The 14,436-nt window shown below is 64.1% G+C and carries 15 protein-coding genes; 1 reads left to right on the plus strand and 14 read right to left on the minus strand.

What is annotated here, in order from left to right; genetic code table 11:
* Positions 1-196: 196 nt before the first annotated feature.
* The 9 genes from otnC to AWB83_RS29390 form a co-directional block, all read right to left on the minus strand.
* Complete coding sequence (gene otnC, locus AWB83_RS29350; protein ID WP_087049136.1) at positions 197-847, minus strand: 3-oxo-tetronate 4-phosphate decarboxylase; 651 nt, start codon at positions 845-847, stop codon at positions 197-199.
* A complete protein-coding gene (otnK, locus tag AWB83_RS29355) occupies positions 847-2,124 on the minus strand; it encodes a 3-oxo-tetronate kinase (protein WP_087049137.1) in 1,278 nt (425 codons plus the stop codon). Before otnK ends, otnC begins: the two co-directional genes overlap by 1 nt.
* Positions 2,124-3,017: an L-threonate dehydrogenase gene (gene ltnD / locus AWB83_RS29360; protein ID WP_087049138.1), complete on the minus strand. Its 894-nt coding sequence runs from the start codon at positions 3,015-3,017 to the stop codon at positions 2,124-2,126. Before ltnD ends, otnK begins: the two co-directional genes overlap by 1 nt.
* 24 nt (positions 3,018-3,041) lie before the next feature.
* Positions 3,042-3,746: a FadR/GntR family transcriptional regulator gene (locus AWB83_RS29365; protein ID WP_087049139.1), complete on the minus strand. Its 705-nt coding sequence runs from the start codon at positions 3,744-3,746 to the stop codon at positions 3,042-3,044.
* A gap of 87 nt (positions 3,747-3,833) precedes the next feature.
* Complete coding sequence (locus AWB83_RS29370) at positions 3,834-4,172, minus strand: thioredoxin family protein (RefSeq protein ID WP_087049140.1); 339 nt, start codon at positions 4,170-4,172, stop codon at positions 3,834-3,836.
* A gap of 85 nt (positions 4,173-4,257) precedes the next feature.
* The gene (locus AWB83_RS29375; protein ID WP_087049141.1) at positions 4,258-4,827 is read right to left on the minus strand and encodes a hypothetical protein; all 570 of its coding nucleotides are present in this window, start codon (positions 4,825-4,827) and stop codon (positions 4,258-4,260) included.
* A 23-nt stretch (positions 4,828-4,850) separates the two neighbouring features.
* Positions 4,851-5,156: a hypothetical protein gene (locus AWB83_RS29380; protein ID WP_087049142.1), complete on the minus strand. Its 306-nt coding sequence runs from the start codon at positions 5,154-5,156 to the stop codon at positions 4,851-4,853.
* 474 nt (positions 5,157-5,630) lie between these two features.
* Positions 5,631-6,566 carry a 2-dehydropantoate 2-reductase gene (gene panE, locus AWB83_RS29385; RefSeq protein WP_087049143.1) on the minus strand — a complete coding sequence of 312 codons (936 nt, stop codon included), beginning with the start codon at positions 6,564-6,566 and terminating at the stop codon, positions 5,631-5,633.
* 42 nt (positions 6,567-6,608) lie between these two features.
* The gene (locus AWB83_RS29390; RefSeq protein ID WP_087049176.1) at positions 6,609-6,950 is read right to left on the minus strand and encodes a hypothetical protein; all 342 of its coding nucleotides are present in this window, start codon (positions 6,948-6,950) and stop codon (positions 6,609-6,611) included.
* A 315-nt stretch (positions 6,951-7,265) separates the two neighbouring features.
* Between AWB83_RS29390 and gnd the strand changes: the two genes are divergently transcribed.
* Positions 7,266-8,672, plus strand: coding sequence for an NADP-dependent phosphogluconate dehydrogenase (gnd, locus tag AWB83_RS29395; protein WP_087049144.1), 1,407 nt, complete (start codon positions 7,266-7,268; stop codon positions 8,670-8,672).
* Positions 8,673-8,726: 54 nt separating this feature from the next.
* On the opposite strand, the gene AWB83_RS29400 is transcribed toward gnd, so the two are convergent.
* The 5 genes from AWB83_RS29400 to AWB83_RS29420 are packed head-to-tail and all read right to left on the minus strand — an operon-like array spanning position 8,727 to position 14,436.
* On the minus strand, positions 8,727-9,848 hold the full coding sequence (locus AWB83_RS29400) for a Gfo/Idh/MocA family protein (protein ID WP_087049145.1): 1,122 nt from the start codon (positions 9,846-9,848) through the stop codon (positions 8,727-8,729).
* The gene (locus AWB83_RS29405; protein ID WP_087049146.1) at positions 9,845-10,906 is read right to left on the minus strand and encodes a sugar phosphate isomerase/epimerase family protein; all 1,062 of its coding nucleotides are present in this window, start codon (positions 10,904-10,906) and stop codon (positions 9,845-9,847) included. The genes AWB83_RS29400 and AWB83_RS29405 overlap by 4 nt, the downstream gene beginning before the upstream one ends.
* Before the next feature lie 51 nt (positions 10,907-10,957).
* The gene (locus AWB83_RS29410) at positions 10,958-11,920 is read right to left on the minus strand and encodes a substrate-binding domain-containing protein (protein ID WP_087049147.1); all 963 of its coding nucleotides are present in this window, start codon (positions 11,918-11,920) and stop codon (positions 10,958-10,960) included.
* Positions 11,921-11,951: 31 nt separating this feature from the next.
* A complete protein-coding gene (locus AWB83_RS29415) occupies positions 11,952-12,968 on the minus strand; it encodes an ABC transporter permease (RefSeq protein WP_087049148.1) in 1,017 nt (338 codons plus the stop codon).
* Positions 12,949-14,436 carry a sugar ABC transporter ATP-binding protein gene (locus AWB83_RS29420; RefSeq protein ID WP_087049149.1) on the minus strand — a complete coding sequence of 496 codons (1,488 nt, stop codon included), beginning with the start codon at positions 14,434-14,436 and terminating at the stop codon, positions 12,949-12,951. Before AWB83_RS29420 ends, AWB83_RS29415 begins: the two co-directional genes overlap by 20 nt.

Consider the following 14,436-nt stretch of genomic DNA (forward strand, 5'->3'; position numbering starts at 1 on the left):
AAAGCAGCTTTTGGCCCGGAGTGCTTGAGGCGGGCGCGTCGTCATGGTTCGGAGTGACCCAGCCCCTAAGTGTCGCCCTCAAAGGACTCACGCGGCTTGGCTCGCGCACGGTCTGACGAGCTAGTCCGTTTAGCCCGCTGGTTCAGCACCAAATTGCTCCGGCACAGCGCTGCGCGCCGCCGTCCGGTCTCTCGTGTTACCACCGTGCGTTGAAGGTTGCTTTCAAGTCCTCGATTGCCGCCTCCGACAAAGGTTCCGGGCGCGGCATCGTCGACAGATATAGCTGCGCCGTCTCTTCCAGTTCTTCCAGCGCGTAACTCGCGTGCGACACCGATTTCTCCCACACTACCGGCCCCAGGCGCTCCAGCAGAACCGCGCGCACCTTCGACGCCAACGCCGCAACCTCCTCCGCGACCGTGGGGTCGCCCGGACGTCGATACGCGATCAGCGGCACATGGCCGACCTTCATCACGTAATACGGCGTGATCGGCGGCAATACGTCCTCGCTCTTCCAGACACCCGCGAGCGTCAGCGCGACGAGATGCGTCGAATGCGTATGCACGACACCACGCGCCTCAGCGTTGTTCTCGTAGATGCGGCGATGCAGCGCAAGCGTCTTCGACGGCCGTCCGCCCGATACGTGATTGCCCCGCCGATCCACCTTCGCGATGTCCGCCGGATCGAGGCGGCCGAGACACGCGTCGGTCGGGGTGATGAGCCAGCCGTCGTCGAGGCGCGCGCTGATGTTGCCCGCGCTGCCGACCGTGTAGCGGCGCTCGTAAAGGCTCCTGCCGGTGACGCAGATTTCCTCGCGGATGCGATTTTCGTTGCTCGGGTTCGATGCCATCACAGTGCCTTCAGCGCCTTCTCGAAGAAATCGGGCGCGCCGAAATTGCCGGACTTCAGCGCGAGCGCGAGCGGCGCTTCTTCGTTCGTGCCGATCGATTGCGTCGCCGGCACGCCCGGGTCGATCTGCGACCCGATGCGCAGCGTTTGCACGCCGAGCGCCTGCACCACCGCGCCGGACGTCTCGCCGCCCGCGACGACGAACCTGGCGCAGCCTTCGTCCCGCATCCGGCGCGCGATCGACGCGAGCGCCTCTTCGACGAGATGCCCCGCCTTCTCGACGCCCAGTTCCTTCTGCACCGCCTTCACTTCGTCCGGCGACGACGTCGCGTAGATCAGCACGGTTTCGTCGTTTCCGAAGTGCTCGCGCGCGAATTCGACGGCGTTTGCCACCACCGGCTCGCCCCGCGCAAGCGCCATCGGATCGATGCGGAAGCTCGGCTTCGATTCACGCCAGTGCGCGACCTGCGCATTCGTCGCCTTCGATGCGCTGCCCGCCAGCACCACCGACCTGCCTTCGATCTTCGGCAGATCCGCCGCGTGCTCCGCATGCGCGAGCAGATTCGCCGCGCGGAAATTTTGCGGCAGGCCCAGCGCGATGCCCGAGCCGCCCGTAATCAGCGCCAGGTCGCGGCACGCTTCGCCCAGCACGTAGAGATCGGCGTCGGACACGGCATCCGCGATCGCGAGGCGCACGCCGTTCTTCCTCAGCTCGCCGATGCGCGCGCGGATCGCGTCCGCCCCCTTCGCGATCGTGTCGTAGCGAATCAGCCCGACCTTCGATTTCGTCTGACGCTGCAGCACGCGCACGAGGTTCGGATCGGTCATCGGCGTGAGCGGATGGTTCTCCATGCCCGATTCGCTCAACAGCACGTCGCCGACGAACAGGTTGCCGCGATAGATCGTGCGGCCGTTCTCGGGAAACGCGGGACAGGCGATGGTGAAATCGTCCTTCAGCGCGTCCAGTAAAGCATCCGCGACCGGGCCGATGTTGCCTTCATCGGTGGAATCGAAGGTCGAGCAATACTTGAAGAAGAACTGGCGACAGCCCTGCGCACGCAGCCATTCGAGCGCTTCCAGCGACTGGCGCACGGCGTCGGCGGCGGGAATCGTGCGCGACTTCAGCGCGACGACGAGCGCATCGGCTTCGATTTGCGCGCCGGCAGCCGGCACGCCGATGGTCTGCACCGTGCGCATGCCGCCGCGCACGAGCATGTTGGCGAGATCGGTCGCGCCGGTGAAATCGTCGGCGATACAGCCGAGCAGTGCCTGCGCCATTACTTCGCTCCCTTCGGGACTTCGATCCCCGGAAAAATCTTGATGACCGCGGAATCGTCCTCGCCGCCGTGGCCGGCGGTGGACGCCATCATGAACATCTGATGCGCCGCCGCCGACAGCGGCAACGGGAATTTCGTCGTGCGGGCCGTGTCGAGCACGAGCCCGAGATCCTTCACGAAGATATCGACCGCGGAGAGCGGCGTGTAATCGCCCGCGAGAATGTGCGGCACGCGGTTCTCGAACATCCAGGAGTTGCCCGCGCTGTGCGTGATGACGTCGTAGAGCGCGTCGGGGTCGACACCCTCGCGCAGGCCGAGCGCCATCGCTTCGGCCGCCGCCGCGATGTGCACGCCCGCCAGCAGCTGATTGATGATCTTGACCTTCGAGCCCGCGCCGTGCGCGTCGCCCAGACGATAGACCTTCCCCGCGATCGCATCGAGCACGTCCTCGCACGCGGCGTAGGCTGCGGCGGGGCCGGACGTCATCATCGTCATTTCGCCGGAATTGGCCTTGGCCGCGCCGCCGGACAAGGGCGCGTCGAGCATCAGCACGCCCTTCTCTTCGAGACGCTTGCCCAGTTCCGCCGCGAATTGCGGCGACACCGTCGCGCAGGCGAGCACGGCGCTGCCTTGCTTCATCGCGGAAGCGGCGCCGTTCTCCCCGAACAGCACGGCTTCGGTCTGCGCGGCATTGACGACGACCGTCAGGACGACCTCGCACCTGGCGCCCAGCTCAGCCGGCGACGCGCACGCGACGCCGCCCTCGGCCGCGAACGCGTCGAGCACTTGCTGGCGCACGTCGCATGCATGGACGGCAAAGCCCGCGCGCAGCAGCGAGCGCGCGACGCCCAGCCCCATTGCGCCCAGGCCGATGACTCCCACGTTTCTCGTCATGTCGATTCTCTCGCTCGGAAAGGTTTAGCAGATGCCCGCTTCCGCCAGACGGCGCGCGGCGTTGATGAGATGTGTCTGCGCGGCGTTGCGCGCGGCGGCGGCGTCGCCGGCGCGGATCGCCTCGACGATCGCCGCGTGCTCCTCGCGCACCTGTCGCATGAAGTCCTCGCGCAGCGCCTCGTTACCGCGCGTGACGAGCGTGCCGGCTTCGAGATACTGGTTCAGGAACGTGAGGGTTCTCAGGAAGTACGGGTTGCCGGTGGCGTTCGCGATTTCCCGATGAAACGCGACATCCTCCGCGACGCCGTCCTTGCCTTCCCGCACCGCGGCGTCGATGCGCGCGAGCGCGGCGTCGATGGCGGCCATCTGTTCGCCGGTGCGGCGCAGCGCGGCTTCCGAAGCCACCTCGGCTTCGATGGCCCGCCGCAGCGCGAGGATCTGCACGACCGCGCCAGGCTCGACCGCCTGCGCGTAATCGATGCGCAATGGCCTGATGCCCGCCCGCTCGACGATGAACACGCCGCTACCCTGGCGCGGCTCGACCATGCCTTCGTTCTTGAGCCTCGATATGGCCTCGCGGATCACCGTGCGGCTCACGCCGAATTCCTGCGCGAGCACGGCTTCGGTCGGCAGCTTGCCGGTCTTGGCGAAGCTGCCCTTCTCGATCTGCTGCTGCAATTGCTGCGCGACCGTATCGCTCAGGGCGCGCGGCGGAATCTTCTCGAACATGCGGCTCGATGACGCTCGTAAAGTCATCGGGTCATCATACAAGTTTTCGGCGCAGCGATCGACTAAGCGATAACCCTTAGTGCCAATTCATTGCGCAAGCGGCTCGTCGATGAGTGCGAGCGCGTCGCGGATTTCGGAGACGTCGCCGGGACGCACGAGGCGCGCGACTTCCTTGCCGTTCAGCATGAAGACGAGCGTCGGCCAGAGCTTGACGCGAAACGAGCGGCCCAGCGGACGGCCGCTGCCGTCTTCGATCTTCATGTGCTTCACCGCGCCATGCCCCTGGAACGCCTGCGCGATCAGCGGCTGCGCCGCGCGGCAGAAGCCGCACCAGTCGGTCCCGAACTCGACGACCGTCGGACCGCCAAGCGCGTCGATCTCCGCGCGTTCGGGCGCGGTCCTGGCGTATTCGATGTTCATGGTCATAACGCTTGTCCTTGCTCCTGTGTTCTCGTGAAATCGGCAGTCGGCCTGCCCGCTCGCCGCAACGAGCGGGCCTCGTCCGCAGATATTACGATCCCACCGCGATTGCCGTCACTTCGTGGCGTATTCCGCCCGTTACCGTGACCGCCATATTCGACCTCAGCGCCAGCATGAAAAGACTGTTTCGGTTGTCGTAGTTCTCGTTATTGGGCCACATTTGCGTGCAGTAGCGCGAGCCATCGCCGGTTTGCAGCACATAGCTGACCGCAGCCCCGGGGTCTCTGTCGACGATTCTGATCACCGTTCCGGTTCGGCTGTCCTGAAGCTTGAGGAATGAGCAATTCAAGGACGGTATGGGCGAATTGCTGGGCGCGACGGCGAGTCCCGTGATGTTGCCGTTGCCGTCTCCGCAAAGCGCGACGGGGAGGCCGTAATCGAGCGCCATCATTAGCAGGTTATTGCGGTTTTCGTGCCTGACGATATTCAACTGACCGCAATATGGAGTACCGTCTTCCGACCTGAGAATGTAATTGACATTTTCCAGATCGTTTGAATCGATAATGCGACTGAGAAATCCGCCTCTCACATCCTTGAGTGGAATGCCGCCTTGAACCAGCAGCAGATTTTTGGGTTTATTATCGTCTCTCACCTGACTCATCCTATATATTCCGTCTGAAAGGTCTACTTGACTACGCCATGGCCATCCGTGCCCACGGCTGAAGATCTCAGATAACTGTTTATTCCGCCGACGACCATGACCGGCCGTCCGGATTCGAGCGCCATTCTCATCAGCGCATTTCGGTTGTGCCTGCGCCTGATATCCATTTGCGTGCAATACTTCGCGCCTTCCACGGTCTGAACGAGGTAATTGACGTACATCGATGCGTCGGAATCGATGATGCCCACGACAAGCCCCATCCGCATGCCGTCGAGTGGAGTCTCGCGGCATATGAGCGACGGGATGACCGGCGAACTTCCGATTTTCATTTCACTCCTCCATGTAAGTAAAGACCAGTTGGAATTCGTGGACGGTGGCAACCTGAGCCAATTGAATAGAATTGAAAGACATCCAGATATATCAGGATATTTATGCAAAATCTTAATAATTAGAGACAGCGGTAACGGCAAAAATAGTCCTCTCGTGCGTCGCCGAATAGCGACGCACGTCCGCTTTTAACTAAGCAGCCACCGTGAATTAGTTAGAAAAACGATTAATCGAATTTAATTTTATCGGCTTATGGCGTAAATCTACGCAACCTAAAACGGGTCAGTCAACATCGCGAAATGTAATTTTTTGAGTTATACGCAAGTTGATCGAAAGCGTTTTACGCAAATTGAGGCGAATATGACGAAGCAAATCGGTGAGCCCGTCGGGCGCCGAGCCATTCCGGCGCCCGACGATCTCGCGCCGCGCGAGCGGCAAAGCGCCGCCAGGGACGGCGGCGAGTCTGGCGAAAGAACTCAGGCGCGCGCCATGCGAGCTCTGCGCGCCTCATACGCCTTCAGATGCGTGTACGCGACCGCCAGCGCCGACAGACCCTCGGCCGGCGTGCGCCGCCGCGACAGCAGATCGCCGACGATATGATCCGCTTCGATCGGCGCGCCGCTCTCCAGATCGCGCAGCATCGACGCGGTCATCGACGAGCCGCGCTCCGAGAAGAACGCCCGGGCGCGCGCGACGACCGGCTCGCCCGGCGGATGCGCATTGTCGCGCGCGACGCCGCAGCATTCGTCGAAGAGCCGCGCGAGCAGCGCTTCGCCGCCGGGCGCCTCGAGAATGTCGCCGATGGGCGCGCGCATCAGGCACGTTCCCGTCGCGAGCGTGGCGAGGAACACCCACTTGTCCCACATCGACTGGAGGATGTCTTCGCTCACGTTCAGATCGAAGCCCGCGCCGTCCAGTTGCGCGGCGATCGCGTCGATGCGCGCCGAACGTCCGCCCGCGCGCTCGCCGATGGTCATCGCATGCAGGTTGTTGAGATGGAGGATTTCGCCCTCGGCATCGAGCGTCGCGGCGATCACGCACTGCCCGCCGAGCACGTTTGCGGGATCGAAGCGCGCGTCGAGCGCATCGAGATGGCCCATGCCGTTCAGAAGCGGCAGGATCACGGTATCCGGGCCGACCGCCGGCGCGAAGGAATCGATTGCGCCCTGGAGGTCGTAAGCCTTGCAGCTCAGAAGGATCAGGTCGTAGGGATGGTCGATGTCCTTCGCGAGCACCATCGGCGGACACTGGAACGCGAGATCGCCCTCGGGGCTCTTCACTTTCAGGCCGCATTGCCGCAACCGTTCGGCGCGACGCTCGCGCACGAGAAAGGTCACGTCCCTGCCCGCGTCGAGCAGGCGCGCCCCGAAATATCCGCCGATGGCCCCCGCACCCACTACCAGAATCCGCATGTCCCGCTCCTTGATGTTGATCGCCCGGTTGATCGCCCGATTTCAGGCTTGCCACACTCCATAGCCCGCTTCCCGCAAGCCGATCGCCAGCTCCACTTCCATGTCACGCGCGCCGTCGTAGGGCATCGGGTTATACATCTCGTACAACTGCGGCAGCAGTCGCAGCCCGAACTCGCGCACGAAGCGGTTCGACTGGATGCCGGCCTTGTGCTTGTCGAAACGCACGTCCGGATCGATGCCCGTCATGCCCACGTAGACGAACGGCATGCCGACGGCGTAGTCCGGATTCGCGCGGCGAAAGCGCGCTTCATTCCAAACGGCGTCGGACAATTCGACCACGTAGACGGAGTAGTGATGGCGTCGCGCGCGCCGGGAGGGCGGCATGTTCCAGGTTGCCTTCGCGGCGTGCTCGTTGCGGGCTGTCATTCTAAGACGGCGCGGCATAGGACGCTCGATCGCCCTGCATGCTCCCTGCCGGATGCGGCCCAAAGTGGTAAATTCGGGTCGGTCTGCGTTCGCGCAACGATCGGCGCGCCGCGCGGCTTCCGGCCCGCGCGGCCTGCATGGCGCACGGCCGCACGCGCCGCCGGCCGGACCTGGAGACGGCCTCTCGCGCGGGCGCCGCTCCCATCGACACGTTTTCATCCCGAAGCCGCGCGCCACGAGCCGCGTTTTGCTTCGGTCAATCGGAGATCAAGCATGAGCAAACAAGCTATCGGCGTGGTGGGCCTCGCCGTCATGGGCCGTAACCTGGCCTTGAACATCGAGAGCCGCGGACACGCCGTTTCGGTCTACAACCGCAGCCGCGCGAAAACCGACGAACTGATTGCCGAACATCCCGACAAGAAGCTCGTGCCGACCTACACGCTCGAAGAGTTCGTGGAGTCGCTCGAAAAGCCGCGCCGCATTCTGATGATGGTCAAGGCCGGCGCAGGCACCGACGACACCATCGCCGCGCTGCGCCCGCTGCTGGAAAAAGGCGACATTCTCATCGACGGCGGCAACACGCATTTCACCGACACCATCCGCCGCAATCAGGATCTCGCGAAGTCGGGCCTGCATTTCATCGGCACGGGCGTGTCGGGCGGCGAGGAAGGCGCGCTGAAGGGCCCGTCGATCATGCCGGGCGGACAGAAGGAGGCCTACGAGCTCGTCGCGCCGATCCTCACCGAGATCGCCGCGAAGGCGCCGGACGGCGAGCCGTGCGTCGCGTACATGGGTCCGGACGGCGCGGGCCATTTCGTGAAGATGGTGCATAACGGCATCGAGTATGGCGACATGCAGCTGATCGCCGAGAGCTATGACGTGCTGAAGCGCGTCGCCGGTCTGTCGAACGAAGAGCTTGGCAAGGTATATGTCGAGTGGAATCAGGGTGAGCTGGACAGCTATCTGATCGAGATCACGTCGAAGATCTTCTCGAAGAAGGACGAGGAAACCGGCAAGGATCTCGTCGATGTCATTCTCGACCGCGCCGCGCAGAAGGGCACGGGCAAGTGGACGAGCCAGAACGCGTTGGATCTCGGCGCGCCGCTGCCTTTGATTACCGAAGCCGTGTTCGCGCGCGTGCTGTCGTCGCTGAAGACGCAGCGCGTGGCGGCGAGCAAGGTGCTGTCGGGTCCGGCGCCGAAGTTCGATGGCGACCGCACGGCGTTCATCGAGTCGGTGCGGCGCGCGTTGTATCTCAGCAAGATCGTGTCGTATGCGCAAGGGTTCGCGCAATTGCGGGCGGCTTCCGAAGAGTACGACTGGAATCTGCAATATGGCGAGATCGCGAAGATCTTCCGGGCCGGCTGCATCATCCGCGCGCGCTTTTTGCAGAAGATCACCGATGCATACAAGACGAATCCGGACCTCGCGAACCTGCTGCTCGATCCGTACTTCAGCGATATCGCCGCGAAGTATCAGGGTGCGTTGCGGGATGTGGTCGTCGCGGCGGTGAAGGCGGGTATTCCGGTGCCGGCGTTCTCGTCGGCGATTGCCTACTTCGACGGGTATCGCTCGGAGCGGTTGCCCGCGAATCTCGTGCAGGCGCAGCGGGACTTCTTCGGCGCGCATACGTTCGAGCGTGTCGACAAGCCGGGGAGTTTTCACGCGAACTGGGCGTAACGGCTCGCCTGAGGCGGCCGGAAACGGGGCGGCGTTCGGGCCGCCCCGTTTTTTTCAGTTGAGCGCCACCCACTCCCCGTTCCTCTGGCTACTCCTCAACACCGCATCGATGAACCTCAGCCCCGCAACCCCATCCTCGACGGTAGTCAGCCAGTCATCCCCCTGCGTCGTGCCGCTCGCGATGCACGCCGCCGCATCCGTATAAACCTGCGCGAACGCCTCGAGATACCCTTCCGGATGTCCCGGCGGCACACGCGTCGCATGCAGCGCTTCCGGGCTTTGCACACGCCCGCGCGTGATGCGTTCCGACGCGCCGCCTATCGGCGTGAACCACAGCTCGTTCGGCTTCTGCTGATCGAACGCGATGCCCGCCTTCGTGCCGTACATCCGCAGCCGCAGCGCATTCTCTTCGCCCGCCGCCACCTGGCTCGCCCACAACATGCCGCGCGCGCCGCCGGCATAGCGGAACATCGCCTGGACGTGATCGTCGACGCGGCGGTTCGGCACGAATGTCGTCACGTCCGCCGACAGCTCGGACGGCCGCATTCCCGTCACATACTCGGCAAGCTGATACGCATGCGTGCCGATATCGCCGAGGCATCCAGCGGGACCTGCCAAAGCCGGATCGGTGCGCCACACGGCCTGGCGATTTGCCTGCGTCTCCACCGGCAGAGACAGCCAGTCCTGCGCATACTCGACCTGCACGACGCGAATGTCCCCGAGCAAACCCCGCCGCACCATGCCGCGCGCGTGACGCACGAGCGGATACCCCGTGTACGTATATGTCACCGCGAACATGCGATCCTTCTCGCGCGCGAGTTTCGCCAACGCCTCGCCTTCATCGAGCGACACGGCCAGCGGCTTGTCGCAGATCACATGGATGCCCGCTTCGAGAAACGCCGTCGCAATCGGCGCATGCAGATGATTCGGCGTGACGATCGCCACCGCCTCGATGCCATCCGCGCGCCCCGCCTCGATGCGCGCCATCTCGCGATAGTCGTCGTAACTGCGCGCGAGGCCGATCGCCGCCGCGCTCGATGCCGCCCGCCGCGCATCCGACGACAGCGCGCCCGCCACGAGCTCGTAACGATCGTCGAGCCGCGCCGCGATGCGATGCACCGCGCCGATGAACGCGCCCTCTCCCCCGCCGACCATGCCCAGCCGCACGCGATTCATCGCCTCTCTCCGATGCCGAGCACGCCGCGCATCTGCTCGCGGCTCGCGCCGCTGCCGGCGAAATCATCGAATGCGCGCTCCGCCACGCGAATGATGTGATCGCGTATGAACACCGCGCCCTCGCGCGCACCGTCTTCCGGATGCTTCAGCGCACATTCCCATTCGAGCACGGCCCAGCCGGGAAAATCGTATTGCGCCATCTTCGAGAAGATCGCCTTGAAGTCGATCTGGCCATCGCCCAGGGAACGGAAGCGACCCGCGCGCTCGACCCAGCCCGAATAGCCGCCGTAGACGCCCTGCTTTCCGTTCGGCCGAAACTCCGCGTCCTTCACATGAAACGCCTTGATGCGCGCGTGATAGATGTCGATGAACGCGAGGTAATCGAGTTGCTGCAACACGAAATGACTCGGATCGAACAGGATGTTCGCGCGCGGATGATCGTCCACCGCCGCGAGAAAGCGTTCGAACGTCACGCCGTCGTGCAGGTCTTCGCCGGGATGAAGCTCGTAGCACACGTCGACGCCCGCGCGATCGAACTCGTCGAGAATCGGGCGCCAGCGCGCGGCGAGTTCATCGAACGCGGCTTCGACGAGACCCGCCGGACGCTGCGGCCACGGATAGACATAAGGCCACGCCAGCGCACCCGAAAACGTCACATGCGCATTCAGGCCCAGGCGCTTCGACGCCGCCGCCGCATGCTTCAGCTGCGAGATCGCCCACTCGGTGCGCGCCGCCGGATCGCCGCGCACATGCGGCGCCGCGAAGCCATCGAACAACGTGTCGTAAGCCGGATGCACCGCGATCAGCTGCCCTTGCAGATGCGTCGACAATTCGGTGATCGCCACGCCCGCATCCTCGACGGTGCGGCGGATCTCGTCGCAGTACGCATCGCTCGATGCGGCTTTCTCCAGGTCGATCAGGCGCGGATCGGCGGGGATCTGTATGCCCTCGTAGCCCAGCGAACCCGCCCATGCCGCGAGATTCGCAAGCGTATCGAACGGCGCCTGATTGCCCATGAACTGCGCGAGAAAAATCGCGGGGCCCTTGATGGTCTTCATCTTTCGCCTCTATGTAAGAACAGCGAGAGCCGGCTGACCGGCCCTCATGCGTCAGAACGGCGAGTTCGGGTAGTAGAACTGCTTGGCGTTTTCCTTGGTGATGAGCACCGACGGGATGATCGTCGTCGGAGGCAGCTTGTCGCCCTTCAGGCGCGCCTCGGCGGTCAGCTTGATCGCGTCGTAGATGAACTTCGGCGAGTACGACACGTCGGCCTTCACGAGCTTGTCGCCGTCCATGATGCGCTTCACCGCTTCCTTCGATCCCGCGCCGCCGAACACTTCCTTGATATCCGTGCGCTTCGCCTGGTCGATCGCCTTCAGCACGCCGACCATCATGTCGTCGTCGGCGGCCCAGACGGCGTCGATGTGCTTGAAGCGCGTCAAATAGTCCTGCATCACCTTGAAGGCGTCGTCGCGGTTCCAGTTGGCATACTTCGCATCGAGTATCTTGATGTCGGGATACTGCTTCATCACGCCTTCGAACGCGGTCCAGCGCTCGTTGTCGAGCGTCGTCGGAATGCCGCGCAGCGCGACGATGTCACCCTTGCCGTTCAGCGCCTTCGCGAGATATTCGGCCGGAATCTTGCCGAACGCGGTGTTGTCGCCGGCGACGTAGGCATCCTGAGCGCTGGTGTCGGTGAGGCCGCGGTCGACCACCGTCACATACACGCCCTTCTTCTTCACCTGCGCCACCGGTTGTGTAAGCGAAGCCGATTCCTGCGGAAAGATCACGAGCGCGTTGATCTTGTTGACCGTGACGAGATCCTGCAACTGGTTCGCCTGCTCGGGCGCGGTGCCCGCCGTCTTCACGATCACCTTCAGATCCGGATGCGCCTTCTCCAGCTCCTTCTTCGCCTCGTTGGCCCACCAGACGATGCCGCCCGTGAAGCCATGGTCCGCCGTTGGAATCGCGACGCCGAGCACGACCTTGTCGGCGGCGGATGCGGGGGTTGTCACGGCAAACGCGCTTGCCGCGAGCGTCAGCGCGCCGAGCGCGCGAAACAGGTTCTTCATGACGATGTCTCCTTGTCTTGTGGATTTCCGGCTAACGACGACCGCGCTGCAAAAAGGCTACGAGGATGATCACGGCGCCCTGCACCGCCGCGTTCAGATACACGCTGATGATGCTCGTCAGGTTCAGAATGTTGTTGATGACCGAAAGCAGAATCGCGCCGATGACCGTGCCGATCACCCGTCCTTCTCCGCCCTTCAGGGCGGTCCCGCCGACCACGACGGAGGCGATCGCTTCGAGTTCCCACAGCAGGCCGGTCGTCGGCGTGGCTGACCCCAGGCGCGGCACGTAAAGAATGGTCGCCACCGCGACGCACAGCCCGAGCAGGACATATGTGACGATCTTCACGCGATCCACGCGAATGGCCGCATAGCGCGCGACCTGTTCGTTCGAGCCGATCGCCTGCACATGCCGGCCGTACACCGTGCGATTCAGCACGATCGCGCCGCCCGCCGCGACGATCAGAAACACCCAGATCGGCACCGGCACGCCGAACAGGCTCGCGTAATAGACAGGCCCGTAAAGATCGGCTAGCGAATTGTCGAGCGTGAGCGCGCCGCCGTCCGCGAGCCACGTGAGCAACGCGCGGAAGATGCCGAGCGTGCCGAGCGTGACGATGAACGGCTCGATACGCCCCTTCGTCACGAGCACGCCATGCGCGAAGCCGAACAACGCGCCGAGCAGAAGCGCGAGCACGATGCCCAGCGCGATGATCAGAAGCGGCGGCACCGCATGCCCGTGAAAGCCCTGCATGAATCCGTTCATCATGTAGATCATGCTGCCCGCGATCAGCGCGGCCATCGAGCCGACGGACAGATCGATGCCGCCCGAGATGATCACGAACGTCATGCCCACCGCGATGATGCCGATGAACGACGTGCGCGTGAGCACGTTCATGGCGTTGTCCAGGGTGGCGAAGTCGCTGTTGAGCAGCGTGCCGCCGATGCACAGCACGATCAGCCCGATCAGCGGCCCGACGCCGAACAGAAAGCGCGCAGCGGTGGAGAGGCGGCTCTCGCTTTCGATGTCTTCAGTGTGTGCCGGTCGCATGCGCGATCAACCTCTCTTCGGTCAAAAGATCCATGCCGAGCGTCGCGACGAGCTCGCCCGCGCGCATCACCGCGACGCGGTGGCACAGCCCGATCAGTTCGATCAGTTCGGAGGAAATCACGATCACTGCGCGGCCCTCGGCGGCGAGTCGATGAATCAGGAAATAGATGTCGCGCTTGGCGCCGACATCGACGCCGCGCGTGGGCTCGTCGAGCACGATCACGCGCGGGTCGGGATGCAGGAATTTCGCGAGCGCGAGCTTCTGCTGGTTGCCGCCCGAAAGCATGCGCGCGCGGATCGAGACATTGCCCGTGCGGATGCCGAAGTCCTGCACCGCGACCGCCAGCGCGCCGCGTTCCGCGCGGGTGTCAACGAGCGGATGCGCGTAGCGTTCCAGCGTCATCATCGTGAGGTTGTCCTTCAGCGCCATGTCGACGTGCAGGCCGCGTCCTTTTCTGTCTTCGCTCAGGTAAGTGAGGCCGCGGCGCATCGCGTCGCGCGGATTCCTCAGCCTGACCGTTTCTCCGTTCACGACGATGCGTCCCGCACTCAACGGCCGCAAGCCCACGAGCGCCTCGAACAGCTCCGTGCGCCCCGCGCCGACGAGACCCGCGAAGCCGAACACTTCGCCTTCCCGCACGGAGAAGCTCACGTCGTGCGCCCAGCCCGGCACCGACGCCTCCTCGACGTTGAATGCGACGGGGGCATCGTCGGCGAGCGCGGGCTTGTCCGGGAACATGTCGGAAACCTCGCGGCCGACCATCAGGTTCGCCATCTGCTGGCGCGTGAGCTCCCCGGTCGGCGCGCGCGCGACGAAGCGGCCATCGCGCATCACGATCACTTCGTCGGTCACGCGCTCGACTTCGTCCAGCTTGTGCGAGATATAGACGATGGTCGTGCCAGCGTCCTTCAGACGCGCCATCAGCCCGAACAGGCGCTGGGTCTCCGCTGGCGTGAGCGTCGCGGTCGGCTCGTCCATGATGAGCAGGCGCGCATCGCGCAGCATCGCCTTTGCGATCTCCACGAGCTGCTTCTCCGCGACGATCAGATCGCGCACCTTCGTATCCGGATGCTTGTGCAGACCGACGTCGGTCAGCCGCGCGCGGGCCGCCTGGCGCATCGCGGGCTCGTCGAGGAAGAAGCCTTTCCTCAGCTCGTGGCCGAGAAACATGTTCTGCACGATGCTCAGGTGATCCGCCAGATTCAGTTCCTGATGAATCAGCACGATGCCCGCATGCTCGGCGTCGCGCGAGCTCGCGAAGTCGCACTTTCGTTCGTCGATGTAAAGCTCGCCCGCGTTCGCGCGCTCGTAGCCCGCGAGAATCTTCATCAACGTGGATTTGCCCGCGCCGTTCTCGCCGAGCAGGCCGTAGATGCGCCCCGGCGCGATATCGAAGCTCACGCCGTGCAGCACGCGCACCGGCCCGAACTGTTTTTCGATTCCCTGGAAGCGCACGGCAAGACTCAT

The organism is Caballeronia ptereochthonis, assembly GCF_001545075.1.
GTDB classification, from domain to species: domain Bacteria; phylum Pseudomonadota; class Gammaproteobacteria; order Burkholderiales; family Burkholderiaceae; genus Caballeronia; species Caballeronia ptereochthonis.